This window comes from Desulfomonile tiedjei, from assembly GCA_016212925.1.
In the GTDB taxonomy this organism is placed as follows: Bacteria; Desulfobacterota; Desulfomonilia; order Desulfomonilales; family Desulfomonilaceae; genus JACRDF01.
In genome coordinates this window covers 168,755-186,789 of sequence record JACRDF010000037.1, presented here as the reverse complement: position 1 = coordinate 186,789, position 18,035 = coordinate 168,755, and the positions used below count along the sequence as shown (strand labels likewise).

At 54.5% G+C, this 18,035-nt stretch carries 15 protein-coding genes and 1 pseudogene; 10 read left to right on the top strand and 6 right to left on the bottom strand.

Annotation, left to right across the window (positions count from 1 at the left end; translation table 11 throughout):
* Positions 1–124, top strand: a 124-nt coding sequence (locus HY913_15695) for a transposase (GenBank protein ID MBI4964722.1), incomplete at its 5' end; no start/stop codon positions are given.
* A 141-nt stretch (positions 125–265) separates the two neighbouring features.
* Here the strand turns inward: HY913_15695 and HY913_15690 are convergent.
* A complete protein-coding gene (locus HY913_15690; GenBank protein MBI4964721.1) occupies positions 266–553 on the bottom strand; it encodes a GIY-YIG nuclease family protein in 288 nt (95 codons plus the stop codon).
* 627 nt (positions 554–1,180) lie between these two features.
* On the opposite strand from HY913_15690, the gene HY913_15685 reads away from it, so the two are divergent.
* Complete coding sequence (locus HY913_15685; GenBank protein MBI4964720.1) at positions 1,181–3,028, top strand: hypothetical protein; 1,848 nt, start codon at positions 1,181–1,183, stop codon at positions 3,026–3,028.
* A 236-nt stretch (positions 3,029–3,264) separates the two neighbouring features.
* A pseudogene (locus HY913_15680) lies at positions 3,265–3,651 on the top strand (GxxExxY protein).
* 213 nt (positions 3,652–3,864) lie between these two features.
* Here the strand turns inward: HY913_15680 and HY913_15675 are convergent.
* The 4 genes from HY913_15675 to HY913_15660 form a co-directional block, all read right to left on the bottom strand.
* Complete coding sequence (locus tag HY913_15675) at positions 3,865–4,044, bottom strand: hypothetical protein (GenBank protein ID MBI4964719.1); 180 nt, start codon at positions 4,042–4,044, stop codon at positions 3,865–3,867.
* A 232-nt stretch (positions 4,045–4,276) separates the two neighbouring features.
* Positions 4,277–4,804, bottom strand: a complete 528-nt coding sequence (locus HY913_15670) for a gamma carbonic anhydrase family protein (protein MBI4964718.1) — start codon at positions 4,802–4,804, stop codon at positions 4,277–4,279.
* A 192-nt stretch (positions 4,805–4,996) separates the two neighbouring features.
* Positions 4,997–5,458 carry a transposase gene (locus tag HY913_15665; protein MBI4964717.1) on the bottom strand — a complete coding sequence of 154 codons (462 nt, stop codon included), beginning with the start codon at positions 5,456–5,458 and terminating at the stop codon, positions 4,997–4,999.
* Positions 5,459–5,576: 118 nt separating this feature from the next.
* Complete coding sequence (locus HY913_15660; GenBank protein MBI4964716.1) at positions 5,577–6,794, bottom strand: hypothetical protein; 1,218 nt, start codon at positions 6,792–6,794, stop codon at positions 5,577–5,579.
* Between the two features lie 386 nt (positions 6,795–7,180).
* Between HY913_15660 and rfbD the strand changes: the two genes are divergently transcribed.
* The 4 genes from rfbD to guaA all read left to right on the top strand — a co-directional run bounded on the left by rfbD (position 7,181) and on the right by guaA (position 12,712).
* Positions 7,181–8,056, top strand: a complete 876-nt coding sequence (gene rfbD / locus HY913_15655; protein ID MBI4964715.1) for a dTDP-4-dehydrorhamnose reductase — start codon at positions 7,181–7,183, stop codon at positions 8,054–8,056.
* Positions 8,057–8,809: 753 nt separating this feature from the next.
* On the top strand, positions 8,810–10,075 hold the full coding sequence (gene leuC / locus HY913_15650; protein MBI4964714.1) for a 3-isopropylmalate dehydratase large subunit: 1,266 nt from the start codon (positions 8,810–8,812) through the stop codon (positions 10,073–10,075).
* A gap of 378 nt (positions 10,076–10,453) precedes the next feature.
* Entirely contained in the window at positions 10,454–10,915 is a 462-nt protein-coding gene (locus tag HY913_15645) for a hypothetical protein (protein MBI4964713.1), read from the top strand.
* Between the two features lie 66 nt (positions 10,916–10,981).
* A complete protein-coding gene (guaA, locus tag HY913_15640; GenBank protein ID MBI4964712.1) occupies positions 10,982–12,712 on the top strand; it encodes a glutamine-hydrolyzing GMP synthase in 1,731 nt (576 codons plus the stop codon).
* 525 nt (positions 12,713–13,237) lie between these two features.
* Here guaA and HY913_15635 read toward each other — a convergent pair.
* On the bottom strand, positions 13,238–13,402 hold the full coding sequence (locus HY913_15635) for a hypothetical protein (GenBank protein ID MBI4964711.1): 165 nt from the start codon (positions 13,400–13,402) through the stop codon (positions 13,238–13,240).
* Between the two features lie 282 nt (positions 13,403–13,684).
* On the opposite strand from HY913_15635, the gene HY913_15630 reads away from it, so the two are divergent.
* From HY913_15630 to HY913_15620, 3 genes are all read left to right on the top strand, one after another.
* Positions 13,685–15,208, top strand: coding sequence for a hypothetical protein (locus HY913_15630; protein ID MBI4964710.1), 1,524 nt, complete (start codon positions 13,685–13,687; stop codon positions 15,206–15,208).
* A gap of 182 nt (positions 15,209–15,390) precedes the next feature.
* Positions 15,391–15,876 (top strand): lytic transglycosylase domain-containing protein, encoded by a 486-nt coding sequence (locus tag HY913_15625; protein ID MBI4964709.1) that lies wholly within the window; start codon positions 15,391–15,393, stop codon positions 15,874–15,876.
* 176 nt (positions 15,877–16,052) lie between these two features.
* Complete coding sequence (locus HY913_15620; protein ID MBI4964708.1) at positions 16,053–17,924, top strand: hypothetical protein; 1,872 nt, start codon at positions 16,053–16,055, stop codon at positions 17,922–17,924.
* Positions 17,925–18,035 lie beyond the last annotated feature (111 nt).

The window sequence follows — 18,035 nt, the reverse complement described above, 5'->3', positions numbered from 1 at the left end:
CGAAGAAGAGTTCAAAAAGGAACTCGAACAGTACATCTACTACTACAACAACCTAAGACCGCATCAAGCCCTAGGGGGGAAAACTCCCCTAGAATTCCTCGAGTCTTGTCCACGAATTACTTGACACGTACAGCAATGACAGACCCCAACCCTGTCATTGCGAGCTCAGCGAAGCAATCTCTGCCTTTACGCGTAGGGGATTGCCACGGGCTTCGCCCTCGCAATGACAGTTGTAACACTCCCCACAATGACAGACGCAGCCTTTCTACAACTCTTCATACAAATCGCGCCACTCGGGATTCATGCCATTGATGAGGTCGATCTTTTTCCGACGCGGGCCCGCCTTGATTTGCTTCTCACGGGCGATTGCGGCTTGGACATCGTCTGTCATTTCATAAAAGACAAGCTTGTGAACATTGTACCGTGCCGTGAATCCCTCAGCGAGCTTTTCTCGGTGTTCGTACACGCGCCGGGTCAGATCGCGGGTCACGCCCGTATAAAGGACCGTGTTGTGCTTGTTGGTTAGAATATATACGTAGTATTCCTTGCGCATGTTCCTTCAAGGTGGCACCTGGTAGGGGGGGCTAGCCTGCCATCTTAACATGTCATTGCGAGCGCAGCGAAGCAATCTCTGCCTTTGCGCGTCTGAGATTGCCACGGGCTTCGCCCTCGCAATGACAGTTGTAAGCAATCTCTCTTTTCAGGCCCCATTTTTTTTGCATCAACATCACGTTATTTCTGGTTTTTACAACAAATTTCTGATATATTTCCGCTACGGTTTGTTTTGCATTTGGCTGTCGCTGTTCGAACGGTCAGAAAAATGGTGTGTGGCGCGGGCTTTCCAGCCTGCCATTACGACACCTGACCTGAGGCTAGGCAGGCTGGAAAGCCTGCCCCACAGGGACAGTCCATCTCTAGTGGGACTGAATGACTGCGGTAAGCGATTACATTTTTCTTGACACTGCGAGCCGGTTGGTGTTACAAGACTGTAAATCCAAAAGGTTCGCAAACCGCGGCAAGAACGTTACTGCCGCATTTGAAGAGGCCTCAAGCTGCACCCCACCCTGTGCACAGGTGTCGGGGGGAAGCGAGGGGCGTCCTGGTTGTCGCGTGGATTTGTTAGGTGTGTGTTAACTGCCTTCGGGCTATTTTTGTCGATCTAGTGGATTGGGAGGAAGAGATGAAAAGATTATTGACGATTTTGGTGGCAGGGCTGCTGATAGCCACTCTCACCGCACCCGCGTTTGCATGGGAATTCGCCATGACGGGTGAGTTTGAGTTGCGCTATCGGTACATCTCCCGAACCGGCCCCAGTGACTTGTTCGGTAACGCGGACATAGCGCAGGCCCAGGGAATAATTGGTCAGCGCTCGACCATCGGCCTGTCAGGGCCTGTGGTCAATTATGCTCCTTTCAGCGCTGCAGCCGGCACCTCCGGCACAGCCCTGTCGGTCCAGGTGGAAGGCTACTCGGTCATGGGCTCGGATGCCGCGTTCCTCGAGCAGCGTGCAGAATTCTACCCTGAGGTTCGTGTAAATCCGGCAGTTCGGTGGAGGGGCACCTACGCCTTGCAGGGCAACCTCAATGGCCCGTACACTAGCGGCAGCCAGAACTGGGCGGACAATCCGTTCTACTCTCCTTGGATTACGATGGAATCAAGGGGATCCGCCACTCAGAAGTCCGCGTTCGCAGTTGGTGTATGGCGACACTCATGGCTGACGGCCCAGACCCCCTGGGGCATTATAGCCGCCGGCTATCGTCCTGGGCCTTTCGGAATAGGCCTTCTGTACGGCGACAAGGACATCAACACCAATAGCGTAACCATCGTTGCGCCTTACGGACCGCTGACTGTGATGTGGGGTATTTATAAGGGCCCTGGAATCGCATACACCGATCCGGGATCTGTGGCTGGGAGTGATCCCGGCTTCGACTCGGCCGCTGCGGGCCATCAGTTGGTAGCGCTGATGACTGACCAAAACCTTACCAGGAACATCAACTTCTATGCCGCCTTCACCTATAGAAACGGCCCTGTGGACACGGGTGTGTTGTGGCGGCATTTGCAGCATCAGGGCACACATGGGGCTGCATACCCGGCCGCTCTCGCTCCGTCGTTCAGAAATGACCAGAACCCTGATTTGGGCGGTCTAACCGGCGGGACCTTTTTGAATGTAGTAGGCGGGGTGCCGATGTATACCGGCAACGAAGCTGTAGTGGCAGTGAACCCTTATTTCAAGTATAACAACGGTCGCTTTTTCTTCAACGCTGAATTCGCCCAGGAGTATGTAGAGGTTTTCCGAAGCGGCGGTCGTCCGGTAAGTGGAAATCCTTACGGCTGGGTGGTTGAACTCGGCGCTCTCTGCGGCCCGTCGAAAGTCACATTCTTTCACTGGCTGAAAACCGGCCAAGACAGGCGCGGCGGAGTTTTCGCTCCGACGAGCGCGATCGGTACGTTTGGCGCTGCGCAGGTCGCTGACAAGTTCGAGGGGTTTGTTAGTTTCACCGGGTCTACGTCAGCTCTGAGGCCTTACACTTACCTGTTGGACTTGTACGGGACCGGTAGCAACGATTACAATAACTATGGGGAGACCCGCTATAACGACTTCGTTGCCTACGCCGGAAGGGTGGATTACGCGGTTGCGGCAAACCTGAACCTCTGGGGTTCGTATATCTACGCCATGAGGCAGAGCAACACCGCTACGCGTATGGGCCAGTTCAATGGCTTCACTGGTGCTACCTTGTCTGGAATAGCACCTCGGGCGGCAAGTTCAGCCACCACGGCCGTGCCGAACATTCCCGACAACTATCTCGGATGGGAAGCGGACTTCGGCGTGGATTGGAAGCTGCTGGAAGGTCTGACCTTCAAGGGCCTGTTCGCATACTGGCAGCCCGGCCCGTGGTTCCCGTGGGCTTATGTTGATCAGTCGACAGGGACCACCACCACGGTGGGCGGTATCACCACCAATATCAGCCCCAACCGTGGCATCGATGCTCTGATCGGTGTCCAGGGTAGCTTGCTGATGGAATTCTAATCTTGAATGCGGATAAAGGGCACGGCATGCCGTGCCCCTGTTAACAAAAGCCCGGAGGCAATCGCCTCCGGGCTTTTTTATTCCACCGGAGAGGAACAGAAGATTTTCACCGCAGAGAACGCAGAGTGCGCAGAGAAGAGCTAGGGTCGCACGGCCGTGCGACCCTACACTCCGTGTCCTCTGCGATATCCGCGGTGAACAATCTTGAATTCACCACAACGCGCGCGGAGGCAACAATGGATTTGAACAAAACCACCGACGCCATTATCGGCGCGGCCATTGCAGTTCATCGGGCACTTGGACCGGGTCTGCTGGAATCGACCTACGAGGCATGCCTGGCGTATGAGTTGGCCGAACATGGGCTCAAAGTGGAACGACAAAAAAGCCTGCCCGTGAAGTATCGCGGAGTTGACCTGGAATGCGGATATCGGATTGACTTACTGGTAGAAAATGCGGAGATCGTTGAACTGAAGACGGTCGAGAGACTGGAGCCTATCCACGAGGCTTAGCTTCTCTCTTACTTGAGGCTGTCGGGTGTTCCCATCGGCTTGCTGTTGAACTTCAATGTCACAGAACTGCGACGCGGAATACGTCGACTGGTGAACAACTTGAAGGAGAAGTAGCATCGGCGCACGACTGGCGGCATAGGAGAAGAGTTTCACCGCAGAGATCGCTGAGCGCGCAGAGAAGAGGCAAGGACGCACAGCCGTGCGTCCTTGCCCTCCGCGTTCTCTGCGTTCTCCGCGGTGAAACTCTTCTGCTTTTATTCAGAACGAAGACGGCCGGAAGAGCGATGGTCCCTTTCCGGCCGCGTGTAAGGTTCGGGAGGCGGGTTTTCAGAAATCGTCGAAATCCAGGCCCAGGTCATCCTCAGCAAAATCATCGTCCATATCCAGGGAGGATAACAGGTCGGCGGAGCGGCCCTCCAGGGGGTCCTCAAAGTCTGCAAGCGCGTCGGCCAGCGACTCGTCGTTCATATGGCCGATGTAGTAATCAATATTGTGTGAGTGAGGCATGCGGCTCCTCCCATTTCAGTGGATGCGGTTGCCAAGCAACGGAAATTAATAAAGCATACCGAATGGATATTGTCAATACTTAAAGTAATAGTTTATGAAATGACCGGCGAGTGCCTGAGAGAATGGGGCAAGATAACAGTAGATGCGCTGTAGTGTGCAGAGGTTGATATTGTAGGGGCGAGGCATGCCTCGCCCAAGGGCGACACGTGTGGCGCCCCTACCAAAGGCATGCCTAACCTTCGACCAGGGAAGTGATGCTGTGGAAGTTTCGCGCGTATTCCTGGTACCTGCGGGAATTGGCCTTGTGGTATTCCTTATCTTCATCGGTGGTTTCCCGGACAGCGCGCGCAGGGACTCCGATCGCGACCTTATTGGCAGGGATTATGGTGCCGGGCGAGACCACGGCTCCAGCGGCCACGACAGCGCCTTGTTCCACCACGGCCCCGTCGAGCACCAGCGCGCCGATGCCGATCAACGCGTCGGGCTGGATGGTGCAGCCGTGCAGGGCCGCTCGATGTCCCACTATTACGCGGTCCCCGAGGTTCAAGGGGAACCTTCCCCCTGTCACATGGAGCATGCAGTGGTCCTGAATGTTGACGGCCTTGCCGATGGTTATCGGGTACACATCCCCGCGAACCACCGTGTAAAACCACAGATTACTGTCCTCCCCGATTTCCACATCCCCGAGGACGATCACACCTGGCGCCAAAAAGACGTTGTTTCCTATCCTGGGCCTGATGCCCTTGTACTCGTAGATCATGCTTGCCTTCTTCTCTCGTCATTTCAAAGCGGCAGTAATTCCTTATGATGTCAGCATGCAAGGATATGGTGAGGCTCGGAGTTTTCACGGTCATCTCGATACTCTTTCTCCGAGCAAGGCCGGCAGAGACGCCGGCCCCCACTGTACGGACATTTCATTGGTGGGGGCCGGCGTCTCTGCCGGCCCATCTACTCACAAGGAGCCACCATGCCCAACCCACATATATTCCTCAAGTTCCGGCCACTTTCTAGCCGGGTTATCCAGAATATAATTGAGCTTCTCCATCAGTTCTTTTTGGTCTCGGACAATCCGATCGAAGTATTCATCCTGCCAGACGGCTCCGACTCTTCGGAAATCTTTTTGCAGGCAACTGGCTGTAAATGATTTCCAGCTATGGAGGATTTTCTGTAGCGAAAATCCTTGGACAGGGGCTACGACGACATGTACGTGATCATCCATCACAACGTAGGCCAACAAATCGTATCGCTCTCCAGCGAAGTGCTTAATCGCATCTGCTACAATGGTTCTTTCTTCGTATTCTAGGGATGACTGCGAAGCAGCCAAACGCCAAGTGACAAAATAGGTGGAACCATCCATTCGCCAGTGGGGGAGCTTCCCGCGGTACATGGTGAGGGTCGGAGTTTTCACGGTCATGCCGATACCCTTTTTCCGAGCAAGGCCGGCAGAGACGCCGGCCGCCACCAATGAAATGTTTCTAAGTTACGAAAGCCGCCAACGCTTTAGACAACCTTGTTGCAAAGGACTCCCAGGACTAAACTCTGTTTCCCGCTGCGACCACGGACTGGAAGAATTGCGAAGACAAGGACCGCGTGCGTTGCGGGTTGAAGCCGTCGTCGATGCCGCGTATTTCTTCGAGGCTGACAACTCGTTTCAGCGACCTGTACCATTTGAATCGAATCACCATGACCTTGCCGGCATTCGGTCCGGAAGACGCGACGTGCTCTTTAACGTCCTGCGGGTCGAAATAGCCCATTTCGTCCAGATTGTTGTAGAGGTTCTTGGGTTCGTCGAGGTACCAGTCGTCCAAGCGTCCTGTCCCTACCGCGCCCACCCTGTTGACATAGAACAGCAGGGGCATCCCTCTACGCATCCCCTGAAGACCCGCAGGATAGCTGTAGGTGAGATTATTGCTGAAAAGCTGCCTGTGACCATCCCCCGCGCCCTCGGCGAACAGGGTGCCCTGGTGAGCGTCCAGGCGAGGCAAATTGAGCAGATGAGAGGCCCTCTTTTTGTCCATAGGAATCAGCAGCGGTTTTTCGTTTCTGGTCCGGATGGTCAGGGGATAGAAAATCGTTTCAAGGTCGTAGAGTTCCAGAACACGCGCTGGTGGGTGCACTATGATATCAGGACCGCTGCGGGTAATCCGGTGCCATGCGTTGAAGATAAATGGAAAGCGATGGTCTGAACGTATCCGATATCCGAGGCCGTCTCCCTCGGTTCTCACCTCATAACCGAGGGAAAGCAAGAAATCCTTTATAAAACCCATCACCTGGGAATAAGGAATCGAGCGGTAGAGAAAATGCTTGCAGAATCTGACGCGCGAATTCTGCTTTACCCCGCAACTCGAAGAGATTCCTTCAAATATGAAACCGGACGTCCTCAAACTCCCCGTTAGTGGCGGGGCGACCATCTCCGGAAGAACGACAGTGACCTTCGAGACCCCGGAATCCGCCCAATCCAGGATTTCTTCCGAGATGAACCTGTTGTCAATGCCGAACTCGGATGCGCCTGGCCCCATCCCAAGCGCAATCAAACGGACCTCGTCCTTGTTTTCCCACTTCCAGACAGAGACGCAGCGGATGGTCTTGTCAGTTTCAAGGAGTCTGCACCGGATCGCTCCGGGCAAATCTGCTCGAAATGCGTCCTGAAGGGCATCAAGGACCTCGGGGTCGTCGTCGGTCCACGGTTTGAGGATGCTCTCGATGGCCTGGCGATCCTTGTCCAGGGCTTGCCTAAGAATCATTTTCATATCGGACCTTGCGCGTAACCAAAAATAAGTGTCATAAGAAAGGAGAAGGTGATCGCAGAAAGACCGCCGGGTTTTTCGCTTCGGAGGGCGCCCTTGTCTGAACGGGGCGCGCCTCGGCGATCTGGTAACGATCAATCTGAAGAAATAACAACTGGTTATGGAGTATCAGTTCGACATATCATATTGAAAAACTCTCGCCAGTTCAACAATTAAGAACTGCAAGGACTAACCTTGCAGTTAAGCGAGGGCTTTATCGGCTGTCTGTCATTGCGAGGAGTGAAACGACGAAGCAATCTCAATGGTGACGGGAGAGATTGCTTCGTTGCGCTCGCAATGACAGCATTTGCTCCCTCCGTAACTGAATGGATGAGGCAAGGAGTAACTTTATGCCAAGGCCCAGGGAACCTTACGCGGTAGTGGGAGCCAAGGGTATGCTCGGGTCGGACCTGGTCCGGCTCATGCGGGAATCGGGCATTTCTACGATACCGCTGGACGTGGACGAACTCGATATTCGTCGCGCGGAATCAACGGTGGAGGTACTGTCGAAGCTTAATCCTGGTGTTATCATAAACGTTGCCGCTGTTACCGACGTGGACGGATGTGAATCCGACCCTGCCGCCGCGTTCAGCGTCAACGCGCACGGTGCCGCGAACCTCGCCGAAGCCGCCAGAGTGTGTGGCGCTTTCATGATTCACTTGAGCACCGATTATGTGTTCGACGGAACCAAGAGATCGCCCTATTTTGAAAGTGACCCCCTGAATCCATTGGGAGTCTATGGCGAGTCCAAGGCCCAAGGAGAGACAGCGGTCTCCAGCTTGCTCCCCGAGAACCATTGTATAGTCAGAACACAGTGGCTCTTCGGTCTGAACGGCAAGAATTTTGTGGAGGCCATATTGAGCGCGGCCGCGCACAGGGATGTTTTGAAGGTGGTGGACGATCAGCGGGGATCTCCGACGTTTTCCGAGGACCTTGCCGCAGCGCTCATAAAGCTGTCCGGCCGCGGTGCCAAGGGAATCGTGCATGTGACCAATTCGGGTGAGACTACGTGGTATGATTTTGCCCGGCAAATTGTTGAACAAGCCGGTATCACCAACGTTCGCGTGGAACCGATAACGACCGAAGAACTGGGCAGACCGGCTCCCCGGCCCGCGTATTCGGTTCTCGACAACTCCAGATTTGTCGAACTCACCGGAGCGGCGCTCCGGAGCTGGGAGGAGGCCCTCGCAGAATACCTGCGCAAACGCCGGGAACGCGAAGGATAAGCGCTTTTGGAGAATTGTCGGGGAGGCCGAACAAAAAGGGCCTCCCCGGACCCCTCCCCAAAAACTTCCATGATTTGGCGCCATTGTCGCTGGCAGCGCCAATGGCGCTATGTAAGATGTTGCGATGTTTCATTTGCTGTAAGGGGTCCTCAAGCGGCTTCGACAATAACTGTTGTGGCAGGGGGGGCTGCTCAGTTGTGTGAGAAGTGGCTTCGTTGTTGCACTCCTTCAACGGAGACCTCCCACTGGGTCATTGCGAGCTTACCGAAGCAATCTCCCTCGGCTGGGTGGCCCGGAGGCCACTGCCTCCGGGTTCCGAAGGAACAAGAGGGGCTGTTGCGAGGACGCTACCCTGTCCAAAGAATGCCGGGAGTACTCGCAGGCTGGAAATCACCTCTTGTCGCTTCGCGACCCTCGGGTGGGGCCGTCCCGCGCAGAACGCGGGATTGCCGGTCATCCCAATAGACAGGCTGGAAGCCTGTCCCACCAGACCTCCGGGCCACCCGGCAGAGACAATCGCCATCGTGGTAACACGATTTCGACATGAGCACGACTTTTGAGACGGCCTCTGCCGTGCGCCCGTACTGCACCGCGCTTTTTTGGGGCAGTTGGAGTATAATGAAGACCCTGCGAGCAGCAGGAATCTTGAACAGCATCAATAAGGCTTGTGCCTCGACGCTTTTCAGGCGCGGCAGATATATGTAGGTGGTCTTCACAGCCGCGCGAAAATGGAAACTCAAGGAAAATAGACCCATGGGAATGACTATCACTGAGAAAATTCTAGCGGACCACGCGGACCTGGAACTGGTAAGGCCCGGTGATCTGATACAAACACGCGTGGACATAGCCTTGGCCAATGACATTACACTCCCCTTGGCGCTGAAACCTTTTCAGGAAGCCGGCGGCAAGCGCGTATTCGACCGGGAAAAAGTCGTCGTAGTCCTTGACCATTTCAATCCTGCCAAAGACATCGAGTCGGCCATGATGCATATCAAATCGCGGGCTTTCGCCGAGGAAATGGGCCTTGTCCATTTCTACGATGTGGGCACCATGGGGATCGAACACGTGCTGCTCCCTGAACAAGGCCTCGTGGTTCCGGGCGACCTCGTGGTTGGCGCTGACAGTCACACGTGTACCTATGGCGCGCTGGCTGCTTTCTCCACAGGCGTAGGGAGTACGGACTTTGCTGCGGCTATGCTTACAGGGACGTGCTGGTTCAAGGTTCCCGAGTCCATGCGCTTTGTGCTGAAAGGTAAGCCCGGCCCTTGGGTCGGAGGGAAGGACGTGATCCTCCACATCATAGGTCAGATCGGCGTGGACGGCGCCCTGTATAGGGCCATGGAGTTTGCCGGGGAGGGGGTCGGCCACCTGACCATGTCTGATAGGTTTACAGTCACCAATATGGCGATAGAAGCCGGAGCGAAAAACGGTATCTTCCCCTTTGACGAGGCCACCGCATCATTTGCCGATTCTCACGGCTCGCGCCCGTACAAGGTTTATGAGTCCGATCGGGATGCGGAATATGCGGAGGCGCTGGAAATAGACCTGAGTTCCCTGGAGCCGGTAGTGGCCCTGCCATTTCTACCTGAGAACGTGCGGCCGATATCCGATGTTAAGGGAATGAAGGTGGACCAGGTCGTGATAGGATCTTGTACCAACGGCAGGATAGAAGATCTTCGAATCGCCGCTTCCATACTTAAGGGTAACAAGGTAGCCAAAGGGGTGCGATTAATCGTGATTCCGGGCACACCCACGATAATGATGCAAGCGATCTCCGAGGGGATTGTGGAAGAGATGATCAAGGCGGGCGGAGCTGTTTCTACGCCCACGTGCGGGCCGTGTCTTGGGGGTTACATGGGCATTTTGGCTCGTGGAGAGCGCGCAGTATCAACGACCAATCGGAATTTTGTCGGTCGTATGGGGCACCCCGAGAGCGAAGTTATTTTGTCTTCGCCCGCGGTAGCTGCCGCCAGCGCCTTGGCTGGATGCCTGGCCGACCCGAGGGATGTGGCGCAGTGATTGGCGACCCCCAGACTTTCAGTAGCCCCTCGGCTACGCGGGCAAGGCCAGAAAAATTCCTCCTGACCCCCTGTGTAAGACAGAGAGTACGGGGGGATGTTGAACCGGATGGAAGATTTGTACAAGAATATGATGTGCATCGACCGCCGGTAACTGAACCCTTACACTTTTTTTGGAAAAAAAGTTTGAAACCTGAAATTTTTACTGGTATGCTCCATATGGATTGCAGGGTGAAATCAGGCTCTCCCAGGAAAAAATGTCTTGACTTCCCTGGATTGTTCTGATAATCAAAATGGCAAACGTGTTTTATTGTCTATAATTCCAAATTCGGTTCCCTGGCTACTGGTCGGTGGGACCTAATAAAAGGAGGATTTGGGTATGGTTAAAAGAATGATCGTTGTGTTCAGCGCTTTGGCTCTGATCATAACCACGGTTGGTGCAGCTAGCGCTTTCATGGCCGGCATGCCGGGTTGTGCTACCACAGGGGACATGATTATGATCCCCATGAAGGTAAAGACCTCTATCTTGAAGGATTCCAAGGGCACACCCGGTGGCGACAGCACCCTGCTTTTGGATGGCTGCGATCAGTACACCGGCGGCTTCCGTCCCTGGGGCGTCTGGAAGGGCACATCTTGCGCCATGAAAGTTCAGATCATCCCGCCGAAGTGCGTTGCTCCCGCATACGGTGGCCCTGTTGCTTGGGGTGCTCCTCCTGCGATTCCCGCGGGCTCGAAACTCGTCAGCAACGTGGAAAGCCTGAAGGTTACTTCACCTGGCTGCAATCCCTGTGTTGTCCCGGGCCTGAAGTATGAAATGGTAAAGAAGCAGGCGGTTAAGTAGAAATAATTCTCGAAGAGCTATATATGCTGAAAAGACCGGGTATACGCCCGGTCTTTTTTTATTACAATGGCCAGAACCGAAACGCCGACTCAGGGCACCAACATAGAGTGGCATTCAAAACAAGGAAATTGTGGGGGGCTCGCGGGACGCGGGATTGCACAAAGCAGTTTCCCTGGTAAAATACCCCTTTTCACTCAACAGCGGCGCGCGGCTCGGCCACCGCGCCAGCGCCAGGAGGTAGGCGAGGTGACTGCTCCCCCATACGTTTTGATCGTCGATTTTGGCGGCCAATACACCCAGCTTATTGCGCGACGCATTCGGGAAGCCGGCGTTTACTGCGAGATTCACCCCTTTAATCGAGCTATGGAGGTTGTCGAGCAAAAGAAGCCGGCTGGAATTATACTGTCCGGCGGACCAGCAAGCATCTACGACGAGAACTCGCCCCAGCTCGACAGTCGGATTCTTCAACAAGATGTGCCCGTTCTGGGGATCTGTTATGGCCTGCAGGCGATAGCTCACGTCCTCGGAGGGAAGGTGGAGCCGGCGCAGCGGGAACGAGAGTATGGGCGGACCCACCTAGCAAGTGTCCTGGCGGATTCGGTCCTCCTTGACGGAGTTCGCGAAGGGGCACAGGTGTGGATGAGCCACGGAGACAAGGTTGTTCTTCCGCCCGCGGGCTTTCAGATATCTTCACGGACTGCGGAGACCGCGGTGGCTTCCTTTGAAAGCGAAGACCACCGTATTACGGGGGTGCAGTTTCATCCGGAGGTAGTGCATACGCCTGAAGGTTCAAGGATTTTAAAGAATTTTCTGTTTCAGATCGCATGCATCAAGCCAGAGTGGTCAATGGCGTCTTTTGTCGGCACGGTGACTGCCGAAGTGAGAGCCCTGGTAGGCAAGGACCATGTCGTGGCCGCGCTGTCCGGCGGAGTAGATTCATCGGTCATGGTGGCCCTGTTGCACAAAGCCTTGTCGGACCAACTTCATCCCATCTTCGTCAACAACGGGCTTCTGAGAAAGGGAGAGGTGCATGAAGTATTGTCCACCTTTCAGGATCATCTCGGCATCAAATTGGATTATGTGGACGCTTCCGATCGATTCCTAAGCAAACTTCGCGGGGTGACTGATCCGGAACGCAAAAGAAAGATCATTGGAGAGGAGTTCATCAGGGTTTTCGAGGAAGAGTCCTCAAAGTTCCCTGATGTCAAATTTTTGGCACAGGGCACACTCTATCCGGACGTTATAGAAAGCGTTTCGTTCAAGGGCGGTCCGTCCGCTACGATAAAAAGCCACCACAACGTTGGAGGCCTGCCCGACAGAATGCACCTCAAGCTAATAGAACCCCTGAGAGAACTCTTTAAAGACGAGGTCAGGGAGCTGGGTATGGAGTTGGGGGTCCCCGAAAGCATAGTGTGGAGGCACCCGTTCCCCGGACCCGGACTGGCCGTCAGGATCCTCGGGGAAGTCACACCCGAAAGGGTAGCGCTACTGCAAGAGGCGGACGCGATCGCAATGGAGGAAATCCGCAAGGCCGGTCTGTACCGCGATATTTGGCAGGCATTTGTGGTCCTGCTACCCGTCCGCTCAGTGGGGGTCATGGGAGATGAGCGCACCTATGAGCATGTCGCTGCGCTTAGAGCTGTGGAGGCAACTGATGGGATGACCGCGGACTGGTTTCCCATACCGCATGAAGTGCTGGGTGCGATTTCAAACCGCATAATCAGGGAGGTGCGTGGCATCAACCGAGTGGTCTACGACATATCGTCGAAGCCTCCCAGCACCATCGAATGGGAGTAATATCCATCCCCCTTCATGCGAATAATATCAGGTCGCGCTCAAACAGTGAATAATCAGGTACATCCGGCACTGACCTGAGCGACCTCAGGGCCGTGGCAACCAAGACCGGTGATGTTTTGGCTGCTGGGTGCCACTGACCTGGGCACCAGGTCAGTGCTGATTTGGGTTCGAGAAACCTTCATCGTTTGAAAGCGATTCCGTATAAGCGTGGCGGGTATCCCGCGTTCGTGCCGACCCACGTTAATATCACTTATAGCAGTTCTCGAAAGTAATGGCCGATTGCCTCATGGGTGCCACTGCTGGCTTGTCCAGCAGTGCGACTCCATTCGGAAAAGACTTTTAAGAATCACTAGGTTCGATCGCGCATCGGCCTAAATGAAAGCCGTACGGCGCGCACGCCTCGGTGGTGGGGGCTGGGCTCACGTTTTGAACGAAAATGGTAACAGCATTGCTCTCCTGCACACGGATAACAAAAAAAATGGGCGGCATAGAGCCGCCCGCTTCTTGTACACGTGTCGCTTCACTTCACGAACTTCGCAGCCAGCGTTGAATATAATCCTTCAGCTTCTCCATTTTGTCCGCGGGAAAGTCCTCGATTATTCGCTTAATTTCATCATATCTGGGGTCCTCTCGGAGGCGCCGATAAGGTCGGCGTTGATTTTGGGCTCCGGAAACATCAAGCGTACCCATTTTGCTTCTCCTGGTATCAATATTTGATGGGGTTCCATTAGATACGGCACCCGTGTAGTAAAATTCAGGCCCGTTGTCAACGTAAAATTGGCTAGGGTGGTTCAGGGCCTTTTGGGTGTTTTCAAGCCGTATGGCAGTGATGCTGCCCATGAAATCGTGCTTGGGGGGCCACCTCCGCTGTGGCATAACTAATTGGTTTAACAAACTCATATAACATTTTCATTTGACAGGGTTTATTATATCTGCTAAGGCATCCGGAGAGAACATAATCCGGGGTTATGCATGCTTTCTTTGAAATCGACACGATCCAGCGACGTAGTGAAACTGCCAAATCACACACTCTTGTACGGGATAATCCTGGCCGGGCTGGGAGCCCTGGTTAGTTTGGGATCGGTAGCGCGCTTGTACGAATTGAAGGAGTTCTTTCCGCTGAGACTGCCGGAGCAGGTGAACGAGTTCATATTGAGTTACGTCCCGTTCATCTTAGGGACTTTCATGACAACTGTGGCTGCATTGGCAGGCCTGATCGTGGGAATAAACTGGCTTCTCGGCGGCTTGAGAGAAATGGCGCGCCTTCGCGTATCACTTCGCTGGGCAGGCGATTTCTATCGGCCGGAGAGCGTTTCCTTGGGATTGAAAGAGGGAAAGCTTCGATCTTACGAGAAAGCCCCGTCTCTGATCTTCCTGTTGCTTGGAAAGGTATGGTCCAATGCACGGTTCATTTCGGATATTCCCGGCGAAATAGTGCGATGGAACATACGCTTCGTTTGGAAGGCCATAGCCATCGCAATCGTGATTCATTTCCTGTTCAAACTGCTGGAGTACCTGCCGCCGTATCTGGCCGGTATGGGGCTCGGCGCGGGGTACGTGATTCCGTCACCTTTGCCTTTTTACAACCTTCTGCTTGTAGTCTGTCTTCTTCGCTTTGGGATTGCCTTAAGTCTCGTGCCCCTGAAGAAACCCAGAATGGGGCGGGAGATGGATTCCATGATCGTGGAAGGCAAAGGCCATCCGTCCGTATTTTTCGCCATATTGGAAGAGGGGTCGAAGATTTTTGCCCACAAAGGTTTTGCCAACCGGATATCTCGGTCCCGTCCGGTGGTGTGTGAGGACGGAGAAACGTTGATTGGCACGCTCATAGAAGGTTTCCCCGAGCATGTAAGAACCTCGTCTCGACTGGCAGCAATTCTCAGTCTGGCACTGGGCTCAGTGATGGTGTTAGTCGGTTTCCTTCAGATCATACTGATGCAGTATCCCAGTTTTTCGGTGGGGTACGAGGATTTCTTTCGGCTTTACCTGCTCAGCCTGATCGTAGACATCTTGTTGAACGTCTCCATAATTCTGCTTGGCAAGAGCTTCCTGGATCAAGCCCGTTCGTTAATGGCGGTGTACAGGTTCAGGTCGAGCCTTGTTTATGTTGAAGCCAAGGGAGACTTCGAGCGCAAGTTAATTCCGGACCTCAAAGGGATTGTGTCCGCCGAAAGGATGTTCAATCCGTTGAGCCAGAGTGCGTTTAATGTGCGCTATTTTTCTGCGGAGGCCATCTCGGAATCTATCACCCCTGAAGGGGTGCGGGAGTTGGTGGGGCTGGAAACGTCGGGACGCCTGGCCAAGGATGTGGGAAGGCTCAAGTATCTGCCGTTCCAGGTGAATTTTGTAGAAAGGTATCCTTCTTCATGGAAAACCGATGAGGAGGAAGGGTCGGAGGCAGACGAACAGGTGGTGCAGGTGGCGGGTGATCCAGCCGTACACATTGAGGAGACCGACCCTCCAAGCGCGATGGTTTCTTCAGGTAACTTTAGATGATCCTGGAGGGCATGCTCTGTTTATCGCTTGCTGGGTTGATTCCCAGCGCCTTTAACGAGGGGAACTCGCGGTCTGGGACTGTAAGCAGCACGGCCGAAAAGATCGCCTTGGTCTCCGTACAGCGATGCTCCTCGCCATGTCCGAGTCCAAGGGCCCGGCAAGAGTTGCGCAAGGTGGCAACGATGGTCCGTTGCCTGGGTGGGAACCCCGATTATGCCGGCATACTTGTTTCGGCCGGGAAAGAGTTCGACATCGACCCCATTTTGCTGACCGCGGTAACTCATGTGGAATCAAGCTTCAGGCCGAAGGCTGCTTCCGGCAAAGGCGCTCGGGGCCTGATGCAACTTCGTCCCGTGGTGCTCAATGTTTTAGGGGTTACTGATCCATGGGACCCGCACCAAAATATAATGGCCGGCGCGTCCTATTTGCGCACCTGTTTCGAACGATACTCATCGGAGCCCGAGAGCACCTTTTTGGCGCTCGCCGCGTACAACATAGGCCCAGGGCCCGTGCAAAAGCTGACTCGTTCGGATGCTGCTGAAAGGTTTGTAAAAAAGGTACTGTCCGTATACAATCGTTTCACTGACAGCCCTATTCCGGTCCGGCAAAAGGGCTCAAAAACGGCTGAAGCCAAGAAAGGGTTAGCCAGGTCTGAAAAGCAGCAATAGGCGAGTTGAATCGGACGCGGAACCGCCTCGGCCGAATAGATCTTTGGAAGAAGGGGTCGCCGGCCAGTTTTGTCGCGGTATGAATAGAGGAGAACGAGAAACGACATCCGGATGCGTTAATGTAGGCCGGTTAAACATGCCAGCCGATCAAGCAGGCTCCGGGATGAGGTGAGCAGATGAAATCATTGGTCTTGAAGATCACCCTGGTTGTGATCGGCATTTTCATCTTTGCTACAGCAATCCCTATATTCGGTGAGGACTATCTTGTCATCAAGAAGAAAGGCGGTCCAACCCAAAAGGTGCCGCTGAAGTTCTCGCCCGACCAGATAGAATCTTTCCAAGTGGAATCAGGAGAACCGTCCCCTCGGGAGAAAGCCAGGCCGTCGGCGCCTGCTGCGGAAGAGGAGGTCGACGAAGCGGCCGAGGATGAAGGGAAGCCTCTGGAGATAAGTCCCGGCAAGCCTTCCACCGGCCCTATGATCCTCAAGAAAGGGCCTGAGACCGCTCCACCGACGCCTCCCCGGCCAGGGCCCAGACAGCCTATTTCCGAAGCTGTGCCGAGCCAGGAACGAGGGCCGGTCTCCAGAGAAAGGGTCGCTCCAGCTCCCAGTAGACCCGCGCCCGGTTTGATAGCCGCCGAAATCCCCGGCGGCAAAGGTACCTTCTCTGTCAATGTATACAAACTCCCGGAAAATATCCAAGCGCTGCCGGATTACACCGCGTTTCGACCGAAGCAGGCCGTCACAGCGGACCGGATCAACTTAGATGCGGCCACCGGGGACAACGAACCGGCAAACCTCCCTGAGAATACTGAGGGCCTGGGGATGCGTTTTATGGGCATGTTCCTGGTCTCCGGGGAAGGCATATTCAAGTGGCGCCTTGATTCCAAAGACGGCGCCAGAATGCATATCGACGACAAGACGCTTATTGAAAACGATGGAGTCCACGCTCCTTCTTCCAAGACCGCGTTTACCCATCTGGCAGAAGGTGTCCACACAATCATCGTGGACAGTTTCAATTCCAAGGGACCCCCTGTGCTGAAGCTCTTCGTGACTCAGCCCCTTGGCAAGGAGCAGGTCTTTTCAATAGGAAGCGGACTGGCCGGATGGCAAGAGCCGGCCAAACCTTATGACGTATTGTGGGGACAGGTTTACTTCGTGCCCAAGGGTAACTACCCGGAAGGACCTGATTTTAGCAAACTCAGCCCCGTGGGGAGGCTGATCGCTTCAGAGTTGAACATACGCGGAGGGGAAGGCTTCCCCGGCCTACCCGACCGAAAGGACATGGTAGGATTGCATTACCAGGGCTTCTTCAATGTGGAGGGCGCGGGAATTTTCGCTTTCAGGCTGCTCGCCGATCACTATGCCAAGTTGACGATAGGGAAATCCACTGTTGCGGAGGTTACCGGGGGGACCAAGGCCGATCCGCAAGGGAAGCTTGGTTGGGCTTTTCTTCAGCAAGGGAGCTTCCCCATTACCGTGGACTATTTCCACCCGAGCGGCGAGCCGCTCCTGGAACTTTACGTAACCCAACCCGAAAAAGAGGAGCAGTTCTTTTCTCCCTCTACACCTATTGCCGGCGTCACCGCGGAGACCGGTAAAATGGCCCTTATCCCCGCTTTTGTGTACTTTATGAAGCCGGGAACAAAGAAAATCCCTAATTACAACAAGCTCTCCCCATCGGGCATGTTTTTCACCAAGGCCGTTGATTATCCGCTGGACCGGGGATCGAAGGAGTTCCCCGGCGTCCCCAAACGAGAGGACTGGCTGGGGTTGAGATTCTACGTGAAATTCTCCCTGAACCAGCAAGAGGCCGGAGCGTACAAATTCCGTGTGGTTTGCAAGGACGCGGCACGTCTCATAATAGGAAAGAAGATCGTAGTCAACGCTGAGGGGCCGGCCAAGGTTCAGGATCAGTCAGGAACCATAGACCTCCAAGCAGGCAGCCACGAGTTGTTCCTGGATTATCTGCAAACCACGGGACAAAACGGAGTGCAGCTTTATATAACTCCCCCAGGCGGACAGGAGAAGATATTCGCATTTCAGTAAGAAGCTGAACCCGACCGTCAGAGGACAGTCGATCGGTTGCCGAAGGGCAGGCCATAGCGCCTGTCCTTTGCTGTTTCAGATCACACGGTGTTTGGACGCTGTTGGAGGTCT